Annotated in this window: 7 protein-coding genes and 6 pseudogenes; 6 read left to right on the forward strand and 7 right to left on the reverse strand. The window is 61.1% G+C overall.

From position 1 onward, the window contains the following. Positions 1-19 precede the first annotated feature (19 nt). On the forward strand, positions 20-415 hold the full coding sequence (locus tag ABOC21_RS04545; protein WP_426812089.1) for a DUF423 domain-containing protein: 396 nt from the start codon (positions 20-22) through the stop codon (positions 413-415). Further along, positions 408-1,510: pseudogene (gene rlmM, locus ABOC21_RS04550) on the forward strand (23S rRNA (cytidine(2498)-2'-O)-methyltransferase RlmM). Before ABOC21_RS04545 ends, rlmM begins: the two are co-directional and overlap by 8 nt. Before the next feature lie 62 nt (positions 1,511-1,572). Here rlmM and fucR read toward each other — a convergent pair. From fucR to fucP, 5 genes and pseudogenes are all read right to left on the reverse strand, one after another. Then, positions 1,573-2,289 (reverse strand): L-fucose operon activator, encoded by a 717-nt coding sequence (gene fucR, locus ABOC21_RS04555; RefSeq protein WP_426812090.1) that lies wholly within the window; start codon positions 2,287-2,289, stop codon positions 1,573-1,575. A 58-nt stretch (positions 2,290-2,347) separates the two neighbouring features. After that, on the reverse strand, positions 2,348-2,770 hold the full coding sequence (fucU, locus tag ABOC21_RS04560; protein ID WP_095098716.1) for an L-fucose mutarotase: 423 nt from the start codon (positions 2,768-2,770) through the stop codon (positions 2,348-2,350). A gap of 1 nt (position 2,771) precedes the next feature. After that, a pseudogene (gene fucK, locus ABOC21_RS04565) lies at positions 2,772-4,191 on the reverse strand (L-fuculokinase). A gap of 52 nt (positions 4,192-4,243) precedes the next feature. Continuing rightward, positions 4,244-6,019, reverse strand: coding sequence for an L-fucose isomerase (gene fucI / locus ABOC21_RS04570; RefSeq protein WP_426812091.1), 1,776 nt, complete (start codon positions 6,017-6,019; stop codon positions 4,244-4,246). 30 nt (positions 6,020-6,049) lie between these two features. Then, positions 6,050-7,361, reverse strand: a pseudogene (fucP, locus tag ABOC21_RS04575) (L-fucose:H+ symporter permease). A 567-nt stretch (positions 7,362-7,928) separates the two neighbouring features. Between fucP and fucA the strand changes: the two are divergent. Continuing rightward, positions 7,929-8,576 carry an L-fuculose-phosphate aldolase gene (fucA, locus tag ABOC21_RS04580; RefSeq protein ID WP_426812092.1) on the forward strand — a complete coding sequence of 216 codons (648 nt, stop codon included), beginning with the start codon at positions 7,929-7,931 and terminating at the stop codon, positions 8,574-8,576. 27 nt (positions 8,577-8,603) lie between these two features. Next, the gene (gene fucO, locus ABOC21_RS04585) at positions 8,604-9,752 is read left to right on the forward strand and encodes a lactaldehyde reductase (RefSeq protein WP_426812093.1); all 1,149 of its coding nucleotides are present in this window, start codon (positions 8,604-8,606) and stop codon (positions 9,750-9,752) included. 103 nt (positions 9,753-9,855) lie between these two features. Here fucO and xni read toward each other — a convergent pair. Both xni and ABOC21_RS04595 read right to left on the reverse strand, forming a co-directional pair. After that, a pseudogene (xni, locus tag ABOC21_RS04590) lies at positions 9,856-10,613 on the reverse strand (flap endonuclease Xni). A gap of 157 nt (positions 10,614-10,770) precedes the next feature. Beyond that, positions 10,771-12,716 (reverse strand): annotated as a pseudogene (locus ABOC21_RS04595) (aliphatic sulfonate ABC transporter substrate-binding protein). Positions 12,717-12,987: 271 nt separating this feature from the next. On the opposite strand from ABOC21_RS04595, the gene ssuD reads away from it, so the two are divergent. Both ssuD and ABOC21_RS04605 read left to right on the forward strand, forming a co-directional pair. Further along, entirely contained in the window at positions 12,988-14,178 is a 1,191-nt protein-coding gene (gene ssuD, locus ABOC21_RS04600) for an FMNH2-dependent alkanesulfonate monooxygenase (RefSeq protein WP_426812094.1), read from the forward strand. Positions 14,179-14,205: 27 nt separating this feature from the next. Beyond that, positions 14,206-15,601: pseudogene (locus ABOC21_RS04605) on the forward strand (FAD/NAD(P)-binding protein). Positions 15,602-15,630: the final 29 nt, after the last annotated feature.

The raw sequence follows: 15,630 nt of genomic DNA on the forward strand, positions 1-15,630 counted from the left end.
ATGATTGTAGGGTAATAACATGACCAGCCGTTTTATGCTGATATTCGCCGCGATAAGCGGTTTTATCTTTGTTGCTCTGGGCGCCTTCGGCGCGCACGTGTTAAGCCGGTCGCTGGGCGTGGCGGAAATGGGCTGGATCCATACCGGCCTTGAGTACCAGGCCTTCCATACGCTGGCCATTTTTGGCCTGGCGGTGGCGATGCAGCGCCGCATCAGCATCTGGTTCTACTGGAGCAGCGTCTTTATGGCGCTGGGTACCGTTTTGTTCAGCGGCAGCCTTTACTGCCTGGCGCTGTCGCATTTGCGCCTGTGGGCGTTCGTTACGCCGGTGGGAGGCGTTAGCTTCCTCGCCGGCTGGATTTTAATGTTAATTGGTGCAATTCGTCTGAAACGTAAGGGCGTTGTTAATGAATAAGGTTGTCCTCTATTGTCGCCCCGGGTTTGAGAAGGAGTGCGCAGCAGAAATTACCGATAAGGCGTCCCGCCTTGAGGTGTTTGGTTTTGCCCGCGTCAAAGATAACGCCGGGTACGTGGTTTTTGAATGCTATCAGGCGGAAGATGGCGACAAGCTGGCGCGCGAGCTGCCGTTCAGCTCGCTGGTTTTTGCCCGCCAGATGTTTGTGGTGGGCGAGCTGCTGCGCGACCTGCCGCCGGAAGATCGCATCACGCCGATTGTCGGCATGCTGCAGGGCGTGGTGGAGAAGGGCGGCGACCTGCGGGTGGAAGTGGCCGATACCAATGAAAGCAAAGAGTCTGATGAAGTTCTGCCGCAAGTTTACGGTTCCGCTGCGCGGGGCCCTGCGCGAAGCGGGCGTGCTGACCAACTACGAAACGTCGAAGCGTCCGGTGGTGCACGTGTTCTTTATCGCTCCGGGCTGCTGCTATGCCGGCTACTCTTACTCCAACAACAACTCGCCGTTCTATATGGGGATCCCGCGGCTTAAATTCCCTGCCGATGCCCCGAGCCGCTCTACGCTGAAGCTGGAGGAGGCGTTCCACGTCTTTATCCCGGCCGATGAGTGGGATGAGCGGCTGGCCAACGGCATGTATGCGGTGGATCTTGGCGCCTGTCCCGGCGGCTGGACCTGGCAGCTGGTGAAGCGCAACATGTGGGTTTCGTCGGTCGATAACGGCCCGATGGCGCAGAGCCTGATGGATACCGGGCAGGTGACCTGGCTGCGCGAAGACGGCTTTCGCTATCGTCCGACCCGTAACAATATCTCGTGGATGGTGTGCGACATGGTAGAAAAACCGGCTAAGGTGGCGGCGCTGATGGCGCAGTGGCTGGTCAACGGCTGGTGCCGCGAGACTATCTTCAACCTGAAGCTACCGATGAAAAAGCGCTATGAAGAGCCTGTCGCGCAATCTGGCCTACATCCAGGAGCAGTTGGATGAACACGGCATCAATGCGCAGATTCAGGCACGCCAGCTGTATCACGATCGCGAAGAAGTGACGGTTCACGTCCGTCGTCTGTGGGCGGCCGTCGGCGGCCGTCGCGACGAGCGCTAATTTGGCGTCGTATCCCGGATAGTGGCGCCGCTATCCGGGCTCTCTTCTTCCGCTTCCTGCCGCTATTTTGCCGCGATGGGCTCATCGGAAATGATGTGCGTTACGTCATTGAGGTGGCCAATGCTGGCCTCGCCCGAGCGATTAAACTTACTCTTATCGATCAGCAGTAAAGATTGCGCCGCCCGCTTGAGCAGCAGGGATTTGAACTCGGCGTTAACCGTATTTGAATCCCACAGCGCGCCGTTGCTGTCGATGCCTTCGCAGGAAAAAACGAACAGATCGATCTCCAGCGACCTGAGCTGCGGGATAAGCGAGGCACTGACGTAGCAGCCGTATTTACGCTGCAGGGTGCCGCCCGAGCAGGTGAGCTGGATGTGCTCGCGCTTGCTGAGCTCCTGGCAGATAGGCTGGCTGTTGGTAAACACGTGCAGGTTGACGTCGGGGAGCTGACGGGCCAGAAACCAGCAGGTGGAGCTGGCGTCGAGGGCGATAACCATCCCTTCTTCTATCCAGGCAAGGGCCTCGCGGGCGATATCGGCTTTGTGGGCATAGTGGCTTTTGAGGCGAATATGAAACGGATCGCCGCTATCCTGGCTCTGCCGGTGGATGATCTTGACGCGCCCGTGGTTACGCAGCACTTTGCCCTGCGACTGCAGCTCGCTGAGGTCGCGACGAATGGTCTCTTTACTGACCGCGAGCTGCAGCGATAGGGCTTCAGTCGTCAGGCTGCTATGGTTGATCAGCAGATCTATTATCGCCTGCTGGCGTGCCGCTTTCATTTTCTCTCACCCTGTCAGTCAATAAACGCCCGCATCAGGCGGGCGCTCCGGCATGAGATTACGGCGTTACTCCTTTTTTTAAAAGAATATTCCCGTACTTCGCGCGTTCCCCTGTGATAACGATCGCAAAGGCTTTTTGCGCCCGCTCGTAGAAGGCAAAGCGATCGATGCGGGTGATTTCCGGACAGGGCGATTCCCGGGAGAGCGCATCGCGATAGCGTTGCTCAACGCCGGGATCGAGCGCGTCGCCGGCAACCGCCGCCATCATCACCAGCGGCGGCGCGTAGCCGTCGAGTTCAAACAGCGGCGCGATCGCCTGCAGGAGGTCGCTGACCTGCAGGCCGTCGGCGCGAATGACCTGCGGCCCCATACTGTGGGCCGGGAAGTGGGCGTCGGAAAAAATAATTTCATCCCCGTGGCCCATCTCGGCCAGGATCTTAAGCAGCTCGGGGGAGATGAGTGGCGAGATCGTTTTTAGCATGTCATACCTCATCTATCAGTTCAGGTTCGGTTTGTGGATAAAAATAGCGGTACTGGTAGCGCACCTCGGCTCTGGCCTGCTCCGGGCTGGCAAACTCGCCCGCGCCAAACCAGCCGTACATCGCCGCGCCGGCGACGGTTGTTTCAGCGTCGTCCAGAACCTTAACCGGCATATCGAGCGCGTTGGCTTTTATTTGATTCCACAGCGCGTTGCGGCTGCCGCCGCCCACCAGCAGAAGCTCGCTGGCCTTAAAGCCGCCGATTTTCTCCAGGGTGCGCAGGTGGCTCTGCAACTGGGCGGTTAAGCCCTCCAGCGCGGCGCGATAAAAGTGTGCGCGGGTGGTATTCAGCGTTACGCCCTGCCAGCCTGCGTCTTGACAGGCCAGCAGATCGCACTGCATCTTCACGCCTTCGGCGCCGGCGGGAATGAGGCGCGCTTCCTCAATCAGCGTTTGCCACGGCGTCTCCGGCGTCCATAGCAGCTGGCGGACCCACTCCAGCACGCCGGACGCCAGCCACTGCATCCCGGGGTTGGTTAGTCCGGGCCGGCTGTCCAGCTCGCAGGTTGAGCCGGGGTACTGACTCAGCAGCGAGGTGTTAACCTCGGCGCTGCGCACCATCAGAATTTCCCAGGTGCCGGATGAGAGCACCGGTTCATTCTGCTGCGCGCCGGCGCCAAACAGCGCAAACTGCGTATCGTGCCCGGCGGAGAATACCGGTATCCCCGCGGGGAGCTGCAGCAGCGCGGCGGCATCGGGCTGGAGGGCGCCAATCTTCTCTCCCGCTTCCACCAGCGTAGGGAACAGCCGGCGCGGGATCCCCGCGGCCTGCAGGATCTCGGGGCTGAACTCCCGCCGGTGAATATCCAGCATCTGGCCGGTACCCGCCATCGTGATATCGGTGGTGAATTCGCCGGTTAAGCGGTGGTTAATAAGCGATGAGATAAACAGCCAGGCGTGCGCCTTTTCCAGCAGACTGCGGGTGGTTCTCTTTCAGCCACACCAGCTTATATAAGGTATTGAAGCTGAAGGCCCCGACGCCGGAGATCTCCTGCAGCCGCCGGGCCGGCATGATTCGCCCGATGTCGTGCATCACCGCCGCGGTGCGCGGGCATTTCCAGCTGATCGTCGGGTAGAGCAGGGCGCCGCGCTCATCGACCAGCGCGCCGTCCACGCCAAAGGTGGTGACCGTAATACCGCGAATGCGACAGGCGGCCAGCTCCGCCGCGAGCGTCTGACAGCAGCTGGCGAAGCGCTGCAGGATCGCCTCCAGGGACCACTGGTGCCACGCGCCGTTTTCCGCTGCGGCGTCGCTGGCGTTGGGGGTCGATGCGCGGGCGACAATCTTCCCCTGCCGATCGACAGCGATGGCCCGGACGTTGGTTGCCCCGCAGTCGAGGACCAGAATAACGTCTTGTTTCATCATTGCTCCTGCAACAAAAAAAGCCCTTTCAGGATGAAAGGGCGGAAGCGTATTAACGTTTGTACAGCGGGCCATAGTTCTGGCAGGCGCGGTAGTCCTGACCTTCAGTATCCATACCGTGCGCCGACCAGCTTGAAGGGCGATAGATTTTCGCCTCTTCCACGTTATGCATGCAGACCGGAATGCGCAGCATGGCGGCGAGGGTGATAAAGTCCGCGCCGACGTGACCGATGGTCAGCACGCCGTGGTTGGCCCCCCAGTTCGCCATCACCGAATAGACGTCGGAGAACGGGCCCTTGCCGGTCAGCCGCGGCGCGAACCAGGTGGTTGGCCAGGTGGAGTTGGTGCGAGCGTCCAGCTGGTCGTGCATCTCTTTCGGCAGCTCGACGCTCCAGCCTTCGGCGATTTGCAGAACCGGCCCGAGGCCTTTAATGATGTTCACCCGGGTCATGGTAAACGGCACGCCGCCTTCGGTGAGGAAGCGCGAGGAGAAGCCGCCGCCGCGGAAATACTCGTGGATCGCCGGGCACCACTCGGTGGCCGCGAGGCAGGCGTCGGCCTCCTGCTGCGAAATTTCCCAGTGCGGTTTCATGGTCGGATTGCCCTCGGCATCGCGCTGTTTACAGGAGCCGTCCAGCGCCGCGGAACCGGAGTTGATCAGGTGGATAATGCCGTGTTCCGCCAGCCCGGTAAGCGGCTGGCCCGTCACCCGTTTGACCGCCTCCGGCGACCAGTAGGTCCGGACGTCGGCAAAGACCTGGGCGGTGCCGGTGAGCTGGTGGCCCAGCAGCATTGCCACCCCGTTAAGGCTGTCATTTTCGGTCGCGACAACCAGCGGCTCGCGCACGCCGTGCCAGTCAAATGAGCTGTTCAGCAGCGCCTCGGCGGTATCGCCGTTCGGGTATTGATCGGTCCAGTGGCGCTGGCCCTGAAAACCGGCGGCAATGGCGTTATAGCCCAGCGACTCTTCTACCAGGCCCTTCTCCGCCAGCTTCGCGTTGCCCTGCATCATGTCGCGGATACAGATCGCCATCAGCAGGCTCTCTTTCAGGACGGCGCGGCTCTGCTCCGCATTGCGTTTGTATTGCCTGGCGTTCTGGTCCTCGCCGTAGCGGAAGTTTTTATCCGCCCACGCCAGCGCCATTTCCAGCTCCGCCTCATCATAGATTTTCTGGTCGATGCGCCGACGCAGCTCGGTCATATCGACCGCCTGCACCTTCATGCCTAGCCAGGATTCGAAGAAGTTATGATCGACGATGGAGCCGGCAATCCCCATGGATACGCCGCCGACGGAGAGATAGCTTTTGCCCTTCATGGCGGCAACCGCCAGCCCGGCGCGGGCGAAGCGCAGCAGCTTCTCTTCGACGTCCGCAGGGATCGAGCTGTCGTCCGCGTCCTGAACGTCGTGACCATAGATCGAGAAGGCCGGAATGCCCTTCTGGCTGTGGGCGGCCAGCGCGGCGGCGAGATAGACCGCCCCCGGGCGCTCGGTGCCGTTGAAGCCCCAGATGGCTTTCGGGCGCAGCGGGTCCATATCGATGGTTTCGCTGCCGTAGCACCAGCAGGAGGTGACGGTAATGGTTACGCCGACGTTGTGGCGACTAAATTTCTCTTCGCAGGCCGCCGACTCCGCCATACCGGCGATGCAGGTATCCGCAATGACGCACTCGATCTGCGCGCCGCAGGCGTGGCGAAGCTTCTCGCCGATCAGCGCGGCGGTGGCCTGCGCCATATTCATGGTTTGCTCTTCCAGCGATTCGCGTACGCCCATGCGACGTCCGTCAATGACCGGGCGAATGCCTATTTTCGGTAAGCTGATTTTTTTCATTCCAGACTCCTCACGTTATGCGGAAAATGTTCAGTTGGTTGCCGTTTGTGAACGGAAACGGGCAAAAATAAAGATGATGGCGAAGCACAGCGTCGGGACCAGTTCGGCGGTCGGGATATTGCCCGCCGCATCGCTGACAAAGCCCATGACCGGCGTGACGATCCCGCCGCCAATAATGGTCATGACGATAAACGACGAACCGTATTTGGTGTCCTGTCCCAGATTTTTGATCCCCAGAGAGAAAATGGTGGGGTACTGAATCGACATAAACGCGCTGCACAGGGTGAGCGCCAGCAGGCCGATATGCCCGCCGCTGAGCGCGGAAATCAGGCACAGCGCCATCGACAGCAGGGCGTAGGCGGCAAGCACTTTATGCGGGGCAAAGCGGCTGATGAGCCAGGTACCGCTAAAGCGGCCGATGAAGAAGCAGACCATGGTGCCGGTCAGGTAGTTCGCGGCGAAGCCGGGCGTCATGCCGGGGATCTCTTCGATAGCATAGCGAATCAAATAGCTCCAGCAGGCCGTTTGCGCGCCAACGTAGCAGAACTGCGCCAGAACCGCCCAGCGCCAGTGGCGAATGCGCACCAGCCTGGAGAAGGAGGCGGTCAAAGAGGCTCTGGGCGCTATCTCCGTGGTCGTCGCTTTGCAGGGAAGGGAACCTGGTCAGTGCGATCAGTACGGCAACCAGCAGTACGATCGCCACGATAATCATATACGGCGTCTGAACCGATAACACCAGGCTGTGCTTATAGGCGCTGAGCTGCTCGGGGGCCATTTTATCGAGCACTTCCTGAGATTGATGCGGCACGTTAGACAAAATAAGACTTTGCCCAAAGACGACGGCAATAATGGCGCCAAAGGAGTTAAAGGTTTGCGCGAGGTTGAGGCGGAAATGACCGCCGCTTTCCGGGCCAAGGACCGTAACGAAAGGGTTGGCGGCGGTTTCAAGGCATCCCAGTCCGGCGGCAATAATAAACAGGCCAAGCAGAAATAAAGTGTAATTCATTATTTCTGCTGCTGGCCAGAATAGAGCGGCGCCGAGGGCGTAAAGAAACAGCCCGGTAATTATTCCGGCCTTATAGCTGAGCTTTTTCATCAGGATCCCGGCGGGGACCGGAATGATGAAGTAGCCGAAATAAAATGCGGATTGAATCAGCCCGGCCTGAAAGTTAGTTAAGGTAAAAGCCTGCTGGAACTGCGGCAGTAAAATATCATTTAAGTTATTGGCAACGGCCCACAGGAAAAATAGCGAGCACAGCAGAGCGAATGGAATAATATAGCGTTTACTTTGGCCGACATCTATCGCACGAAAACTCTGCGTTTGTATTGTTGTGTTTCCCATAGCATCCTCATCAGTTCAGAAGCGTATCCAGCATCTTTAGCATGCGGCTGGCAACTCTCTCCAGCCGGCAAAACAAGGTGAGTTCCGATTAAGCGGCAGCGAATAAAATGCTCTCATGGATGAACTCATGAATTCATTTTCAAATAAACAATGCCTTTTAATATGATGGCGGTCACATTTAGCCCGAAGACTATAGCTTTATGTGATTAGCATCACTTTAATTTATCTAAAACGATGACCGTTTGAGACTATTTAATTTAAAAGCCACAGCGGTGCTGCCCGATTTAATTTATTACTGCGCAAACGGGCAATTTTTAAAGGCGGAGAAAAATGCCCGTATTAAAAAAGAAAAATAATAACGGGCAGTTTTCTTTGGGAGGGAATAACCGGCGTTTTATTTATTCTCGGCGATTAATTGACGGCGGTCACAGAATACGCTGATGGCAATTCCATTCTGATTATTCAATATGATGATGGTAAGCAAATATCCGATTAATTCGACAGAGCCGGGATGATGTTACGTGAGGATTCTGTTGGTCTGTTTTGAAACGCTGAGAGAGGTAAATAATGGAACGAAATACGCTGGCGCGGCAGATTATTGATACCTGCCTGGAAATGACCCGGCTGGGACTGAATCAGGGAACCGCAGGCAACGTGAGCGTGCGCTATGAAGGCGGCATGCTGATTACGCCGACGGGCATCCCGTATGAAAAGCTCACCGAATCCCACATCGTCTGGATTGACGCCAACGGCAAGCATGAGCAGGGCAAACTGCCGTCAAGCGAGTGGCGTTTCCATATGGCGGCCTACCAGACCCGCCCCGACGCGCAGGCGGTGGTGCATAACCACGCGGTGCACTGTACCGCGGTGTCGATCCTTAACCGGCCCATTCCGGCGATCCACTACATGATTGCCGCCGCCGGCGGCAACTCGATTCCCTGCGCGCCCTACGCCACCTTTGGCACGCGCGAGCTCTCCGAATATGTGGCCGTCGCGCTAAAAAACCGCAAGGCGACCCTGCTGCAGCATCACGGGCTGATTGCCTGTGAAGAGAGTCTGGAAAAAGCGCTGTGGCTGGCGCACGAGGTGGAGGTGCTGGCCCAGCTGTACCTCAGCACGCTGGCGATTATCGATCCGGTGCCGGTACTGGATGACGAAGCGATAGCCATCGTGCTGGAAAAATTCAAAACCTATGGGCTACGTATCGAAGAGTGATCCCGCACGACACACAGGAGACGGGCGATGGCGAACAGAATGATTTTGAACGAAACGGCGTGGTTTGGCCGAGGGGCGATAGCGGCATTATCCGACGAAGTGAAGCGTCGCGGCTATCGTAAAGCGCTGATTGTCACTGATAAGACGCTGGTTCAGTGCGGCGCGGTTAGCAAGGTCACCGACCGGATGGATGCCGCCGGTCTGGCGTGGGAGATCTTTTCCGCCGTGATCCCCAATCCGACGATCGCGGTGGTGCAGGAGGGGCTGCGGGTTTTTCAGCAGAGCGGGGCGGACTACCTGATCGCCATCGGCGGCGGCTCGCCGCAGGATACCTGTAAGGCGGTGGGGATTATCAGCGCTAACCCTGAGTTTGCCGACGTGCGTAGCCTGGAAGGGCTATCGCCGACCCGCGCCCCGAGCGTGCCGATTATGGCTATTCCGACCACCGCCGGAACCGCGGCGGAGGTGACGATCAACTATGTGATCACCGATGAGGAAAAGCGGCGTAAATTTGTCTGCGTCGATCCGCACGATATTCCCCAGGTCGCGTTTATCGATGCCGACATGATGGACGGGATGCCGCCGGCGCTGAAAGCCGCCACCGGCGTCGACGCGTTGACTCACGCCATCGAGGGCTACACGACGCGGGCGGCCTGGGCGCTAACCGACGCGCTGCACCTGAAAGCGATAGAGATTATTGCCGGCGCGCTGCGCGGCTCGGTGGCCGGCGAGAGCCGGTCCGGTGAGGCGATGGCGCTGGGACAGTATATTGCCGGGATGGGTTTTTCCAACGTCGGCCTCGGGCTGGTGCACGGCATGGCGCATCTTTTAGGCGCGTTTTACAACACGCCGCACGGCGTGGCCAACGCCATTCTGCTGCCCCACGTGATGCGCTATAACGCCGCGTACTGCGGAGGCAAGTTTGCCGATATCGCCCGGGCCATGGGCGAAAAAGTTGAAGGCAGAAGCGAAGAGGAGGTACGCCAGGCGGCGGTAGAGGCGGTGTGTAAACTCAATCGTGACGTGGGGATCCCGCCGCATCTGCGCGATGTCGGGGTGCGTAAAGAGGATATTCCGGCGCTGGCGCAGGCGGCGTTTGATGACGTTTGCACCGGCGGCAACCCGCGGGAAGCCAGCCTGACGGAGATTATCGAGCTTTACCACTCCGCCTGGTAAACGCTGCCGCTGCCGGGGGCAAGGGCGATGCTGGTATCGCCCTTTCCGGCTAAACGGCGGCCGCCAGCTATACCAGCTATACCGACTATGCCAGCGACACCGACTATGCAGTCAGCCGCAGCTGCTGCAGGTTGCCGTCGAGCTGTAAATCGGTCTGCAGACGGGCGATTTCGCGGCAGGTGAACGCCATCTCTTTATGCTCTTCCAGCTTCTTGCGCCACTTCTCCGCAACCTTGTCGAGGTGGGCGTAAATTCCCTCCAGATCCGCAAACTCGGTTAACAGCTGGGCGGCGCTTTTCGGCCCAATCCCCGCCACGCCCGGTACTTTCGAGCTGCTGATGCCCGCCAGACCCCAGTAGTCAGGCAGTCTGCTGCGGGGTCACGCCAAACTCGTTGGCGATAAAGGGGGCGTCCAGCCAGCGCTTCTGGAAGTAGTCGCGGATGCGAACCGTGGGCGAAAGCAGACTGACAGTAGCCTTTATCCGTGGAGACGATGGTGGTCTGGTGCCCGGCCAGGGCGACCTTCATCGCCAGGGTGGCGGCGAGATCGTCGGCTTCGCTGCCCGCTAAGGCCCAGCAGCGTACTCCGCGCTGTTCAAACGCCGCGCGGATCGCGGGCATTTCGGCCTCCAGCGTCTCCGGCATCGGCGCGCGGCCGGCCTTATATTCCGCCAGACGCTGGTGCCGCCAGCTGTGGGCGCGATCGTCATCATCAAATACCGCCACCGCGTGGGTTGGCTGACTATGGACGATCAGCTGCTCCAGCGCGTGCAGGCAGGTGTCAACGCAGGGTGAACCCTGCACCGCGTGAATGCGGCGGATCAGATTGAGCGCGTCGACGATTAACAGATGAACGGCCACAGGTCTCTCCTTATCATTTAGCCCGGCGGATGAGCGGCCCGCCGACCTGGCCGGGCGCCGTGCCCGACCCGTGTTCTCAGAAATGTAAGGGTATCATTGCCGTGCGAACGAGGCTATCGGCGCGGGGATAATCCGGAACGCGTCTCGTAAAAGCGGGCTAATCGGCGTGCAGCAGCAGGCCCAGGTCGCTATGGGCCGCTTCCCCGTACCAAACGGCTTCGCGCACGGAAACTGGTTTGCTGATAAGTCCGAGGGCATAAAAGCGGTCGGCGATAGTCTGCTGGGCGCGAATGACCTTAAGATCCATCATCCGCGGGCGGTGGCTGCGGCGGGCCAGGGCCATCGCCAGAGAATCGACGTTAATGCCTAATTCGGCGGCAAGCAGGCCGGCGGCCTCCTCGCGCCGGCGATCAATAAACTGCCCGGTTTGCGTCAGCTCGTGCAGCAGGCGCTGCATGATGTCGCCGTTGCGATTGACGTAATCGCGGCGCGAGAGATAGAACTGATGGTTGTGCACCCGGCCCTCGCCGCTGGCGACCACCCGCAGCTCTCCGGTATGTTCGGCGTCGCTGAGCAGCGGGTCCCACATCATCCACGCGTCGACCGCCAGATAATCGCTGGCGGTGAGAGGGTATTTTGGCGGAATGTAGACCACCTTCACGTCGTTCAGCCCCAGCCCGGCCTCTTCCAGGATTTGCAGCAGCAGCCAGTGCACGTTGGAGCCCTTATTCAGCGCAATCCGCTTGCCGCGCAGATCGCTGAGGGCGCGGATATCGCTATGCTGCGGCACCACCATCGCCACGCTTTGCGGCGCCGGCGGCTCCCACGCGACGTACACCAGCTCGGCGTTGCTGGCCTGAGCAAAGATCGGCGGCGCTTCGCCGGTGGTGCCAAAATCGATCTCATTGCAGGCGAGGGCGTGCAGCAGTCTGCGGTCCGGCCGGAAATTCACTCCACAGCACGCTGACGCCAAGGCTGGCGAAGGCGCTCTCGAGGCTCTGTCGGGCCTTTAAAATGCCGAGGTTGCCGAAGCGCTGATAGCCGATGCGCAGCTCGCGGTCTACGGACGCGGTTTCGGCTAACCGGCGTGGCGCCGACTCCATCCGGCGGCGGCTTTTAATCATGCCGATGTTGGCCAACTGGGTACGCAGAGTGTGGCGACTGATCCCCAGCAGGGCGGCGGCCTGGCTTTGATTATCGTCGCAGTGGGCCATCGCGCCGCGGATTAGCGCGCCGGTCATGCGCTCCCACAGCGCGTCGCCGGGCTGGGCGAGCTGCTGGTGGATAAAGTCGTCCAGCTCAAGATCCGTTGTCGTCTGCGGCGCGGCGTGCAGCGTGGTCAGGCGCAGGCTGGGCTGGGGTAATCTCCTCCTCTTTGCTGAGCAGCACCGCGTTATGCAGCGTGTTCTCAAGCTCGCGGATATTGCCGGGCCACGGGTAGTCCATTAGCCGGTCCAGCGCCTCGGGCGCCAGATAGCGGGTCGGACGCCCCAGCCGACGGGCGTAGAGCGATAAGAAATGGTTGGCCAGCAGCGGAATATCCTGGCGGCGCTGGCGCAGCGGCGGCAGCGGGACGATGGCGATATTCAGGCGGTAATAGAGGTCTTCACGGAAGCGGCGTTCGCGGATCGCCTGCGCCAAATCCACGTGGGTGGCGGCAATGACCCGCACGTTGACTTTAATCGCCTTGCGCGAGCCGACGCGGGTAATCTCGCGCTCCTGCAGCACGCGCAGCAGCTTAACCTGCAGCGGCAGGCTTAATTCGCCAATCTCATCGAGCAGTAGCGTGCCGCCCTCGGCGGCCTCAAACCAGCCGGGGTGCCCCTGCACCGCGCCGGTAAACGCCCCCTTCTCGTGACCGAAGAGCTCCGCCTCCGCCAGGCTTTCGGTGAGCGCGCCGCAGTTTACGGCGAGAAAGGGCTGCTGGCGGCGATGGCTGTGGTGATGCAGGTAGCGGGCGACCACCTCTTTACCGGTGCCGGTTTCACCGACGATCAGCACGGTGGCCTCCGTGGGCGCCAGTTTATCCAACAGGTTCTGAAAGGCTTTTGACGCCGGGTCGATCAGCACCGGGGTATCGGCCGGGGATTCAGGATTGAGCATGGTAGTCCTCCGCTAAATAACGCCTTGAACTTATCCTCTGGCGGCGGCGCTAAACACGGGCAAACTCTGTGGTTTTGTTGCAAAAGCGGCAGCTTCGCCCCATCCGCTGGCGCATTTGCAACAGCCTGGCGGGCGCCGAATTTTATTAATTATTTGATTTTACTTACTTAATTCAACTCTCCGCGTTGGCACGATTATCGCTAACACTCATATAACCAAATTTAAACAACTCTTCGATGAATATCGAATATGGTTATATAGGAAATGGATAATGACGCAGAAAGCTAGCGATAAGATCAACGTGTTTTGGTTCTTACCCACCCACGGCGACGGCCGCTATCTGGGCACCACCGAAGGTGGACGTCCCGTTGATTTAGCGTATTTACAACAGGTTGCGCTGGCCGCCGACAGCCTTGGCTACTACGGCGTGCTGATCCCGACCGGTAAAAGCTGCGAAGACTCCTGGCTGGTGGCCTCGGCGCTGGCGCCGTTAACCCGCCGCCTGCGCTATCTGGTGGCGGTACGTCCGGGACTGCAGCCGCCGACGCTGGCGGCGCGCATGGCGGCGACCCTCGACCGCCTGTCGGAGGGCCGGCTGCTGATCAACGTGGTTACCGGCGGCGATCCGGTGGAGAACAAGGGCGACGGGATTTTCCTCGACCATAGCCAGCGTTATCAGGTGACCCGTGAATTTCTTGACGTTTACTCGCGCCTGCTGAAAGGCGAAAAGGTGGATTATCACGGCGAGCATATTCGGGTTGAAGGGGCGGAAGTGCTCTTTCCGCCGGTGCAGGAAAACGGCCCGCCGCTCTACTTCGGCGGCTCTTCGGAGGAGGCCATTGACGTCGCCGCTGAGCAAATCGATAGCTATCTGACCTGGGGCGAGCCGCCTGAGCTGGTGGCGGAGAAGCTGGCCATCGTGCGCGAGCGCGCCGCCGCCCGCGGTCGCACCCTGCAGTACGGCATTCGCCTGCACGTCATCGTCCGTGAAACGGAAGAAGAGGCGTGGGCCGCCGCCGACCGTCTGATTGCCCATCTGGATGATGACACCATCGCCCAAGCGCAGAAAATTTTTGCCCGCATGGACTCCGCAGGCCAGGCGCGCATGAGCGCCCTGCATAACGGCTCCCGCGACAACCTGCGCATCGCCCCGAACCTGTGGGCGGGCGTTGGCCTCGTACGCGGCGGCGCGGGGACGGCGCTGGTCGGCAGCCCGCAACAGGTCGCGGACCGCATTCGCGAATATCAGGCCCTCGGCATTACCAACTTTATCTTCTCCGGCTATCCGCATCTTGAAGAGGCCCACCGCTTTGCCGATTTGGTCATGCCGCTGCTGCCGCTTGCCGGCAACACCCAGCCCAAAGCGCGCGGCGTGAATACCGGCCCGTTTGGCGAAACCATCGGCGGCGATAAGCGGCCGGTTAAACAGGTCAGCGCCGAGCTGAGCGGGAGGTGGACATGATTTTCTGCCTCCAGAGGGGGATTGCCGATGAGCGCTGAACCGCAGGTGGTCATTATCGGCGGCGGGTTCAGCGGCGCCGCCGTGGCGATTGAGCTTCTGCGCCTGGCCCCGCACGGGCTGCGGGTGACGCTGCTGGAGCCGCGCGCGGTGCCCGGCGCGGGGGTGGCCTACTCCACCGCCGAGCCCTCCCATCGCATCAACGTTCCCGCCGCGCGGATGCAGGCTGGCGGGCGAGGAGGAGGGCGCTTTCGACCGCTGGTATCGCGGCCAGCCGGCGTTCGCCGACGACCCGCAGGCGCGGCGTGAGGACGGCGCGCTCTATCCGCAGCGCGGCCAGTTTGGCCGCTACGTCAGCCAGCGTTTTGCCGATGCGCTGCGGGCGAGCGCGGGACGGCTGATCCATCTGCGGGAAGAGGCGATCGGCTATGGCCCGCGCGGCGTCACCACCGCCAGCGGCCGGCTGCTGAAAAGCGATCTGCTGATCCTCGCGGTAAGCCATCCGCCGCCGGCGCTGCCGCGCCTGGCAGCCCCGTTTCACGACCATCCGGCGCTGATTGCCAATCCGTGGCGTGCGGATGCGCTTGCCGACGTGGCGCCGGATGCGCGGGTGGCGGTGATGGGAACCGGGCTGACGATGGCCGACAGCATCGCCACCCTGGCGCGGCTCGGACATCGCGGTCCGGTGACGGTATTTTCGCGCCACGGCCTGCTGCCCAGAGGAAACATCAGCGGCGCTGCCGAGCCGTGGCCCGGCGACTATCGCCAGGGCTCGCTGCGCCAGCGGCTGCGGCGGGTGCGGGAAGATATCCGTCACGCCGCGGAGCAGGGGCTGCCGTGGCAGGTGGTGCTGGACGCGGTGCGTAACCAGGGGCAGAGCATCTGGCAGGGGCTGAGCTTTGCCGACCGCCAGCGCTTCCTGCGCCATCTGCGCAGCTACTGGGATGTGCATCGCTACCGCATCGCCCCGCAGGTCGCCGATGTGCTTAGCCAACGGCAGCGCGACGGCAGCCTGAAGGTGCAGGCGGCAAGGCTGACGGCGCTGGAGGGCGATGGCAGCCGGCTGACCCTGACCCTGACTCCGCGCCACGGCGACCCTCAATCGCTGACCGTCGATCGCCTGATTCTAACCACCGGCCCGGCGCACGGCGGCCTGATCGACAGCCAGCCGCTGCTGCGCGGCCTGGCGCAGGAGGGGCTGATCCGCGCCGACGCGCTCGGGCTCGGGCTCGACGTCGACTCGCGCTCCCGGGCGATTGGCCGCGATGGCGTGGTGACGCCAAAGGTACTGATTTCCGGCCCGGCGGCCCGCGGGCGTTTTGGCGAGCTGATGGGGCTGCCGCAGGTCGCCGACCATGCCGCCGCGGTCGCCGCCGAAGCGCTGGCGACGCTGGGGCTCGAGGGTTCTTTCGTTATTCATGATTAAGCGTGCGCCCCTCGATCGGGACGCGCCGT

Source organism: Klebsiella sp. WOUb02 (assembly GCF_050058015.1).
Taxonomy (GTDB): Bacteria; Pseudomonadota; Gammaproteobacteria; order Enterobacterales; family Enterobacteriaceae; genus Klebsiella.

Excerpts from the sequence above, each read along its gene's own strand:
- ABOC21_RS04545 (WP_426812089.1), top strand. The coding sequence starts at position 20 with ATGACCAGCCGTTTTATGCTGATATTCGCCGCGATAAGCGGTTTTATC.
- fucU (WP_095098716.1), bottom strand. The coding sequence starts at position 2,770 with ATGCTAAAAACGATCTCGCCACTCATCTCCCCCGAGCTGCTTAAGATC.
- fucO (WP_426812093.1), top strand. The coding sequence starts at position 8,604 with ATGGCGAACAGAATGATTTTGAACGAAACGGCGTGGTTTGGCCGAGGG.
- fucA (WP_426812092.1), top strand. The coding sequence starts at position 7,929 with ATGGAACGAAATACGCTGGCGCGGCAGATTATTGATACCTGCCTGGAA.
- fucR (WP_426812090.1), bottom strand. The coding sequence starts at position 2,289 with ATGAAAGCGGCACGCCAGCAGGCGATAATAGATCTGCTGATCAACCAT.
- ssuD (WP_426812094.1), top strand. The coding sequence starts at position 12,988 with ATGACGCAGAAAGCTAGCGATAAGATCAACGTGTTTTGGTTCTTACCC.
- fucI (WP_426812091.1), bottom strand. The coding sequence starts at position 6,019 with ATGAAAAAAATCAGCTTACCGAAAATAGGCATTCGCCCGGTCATTGAC.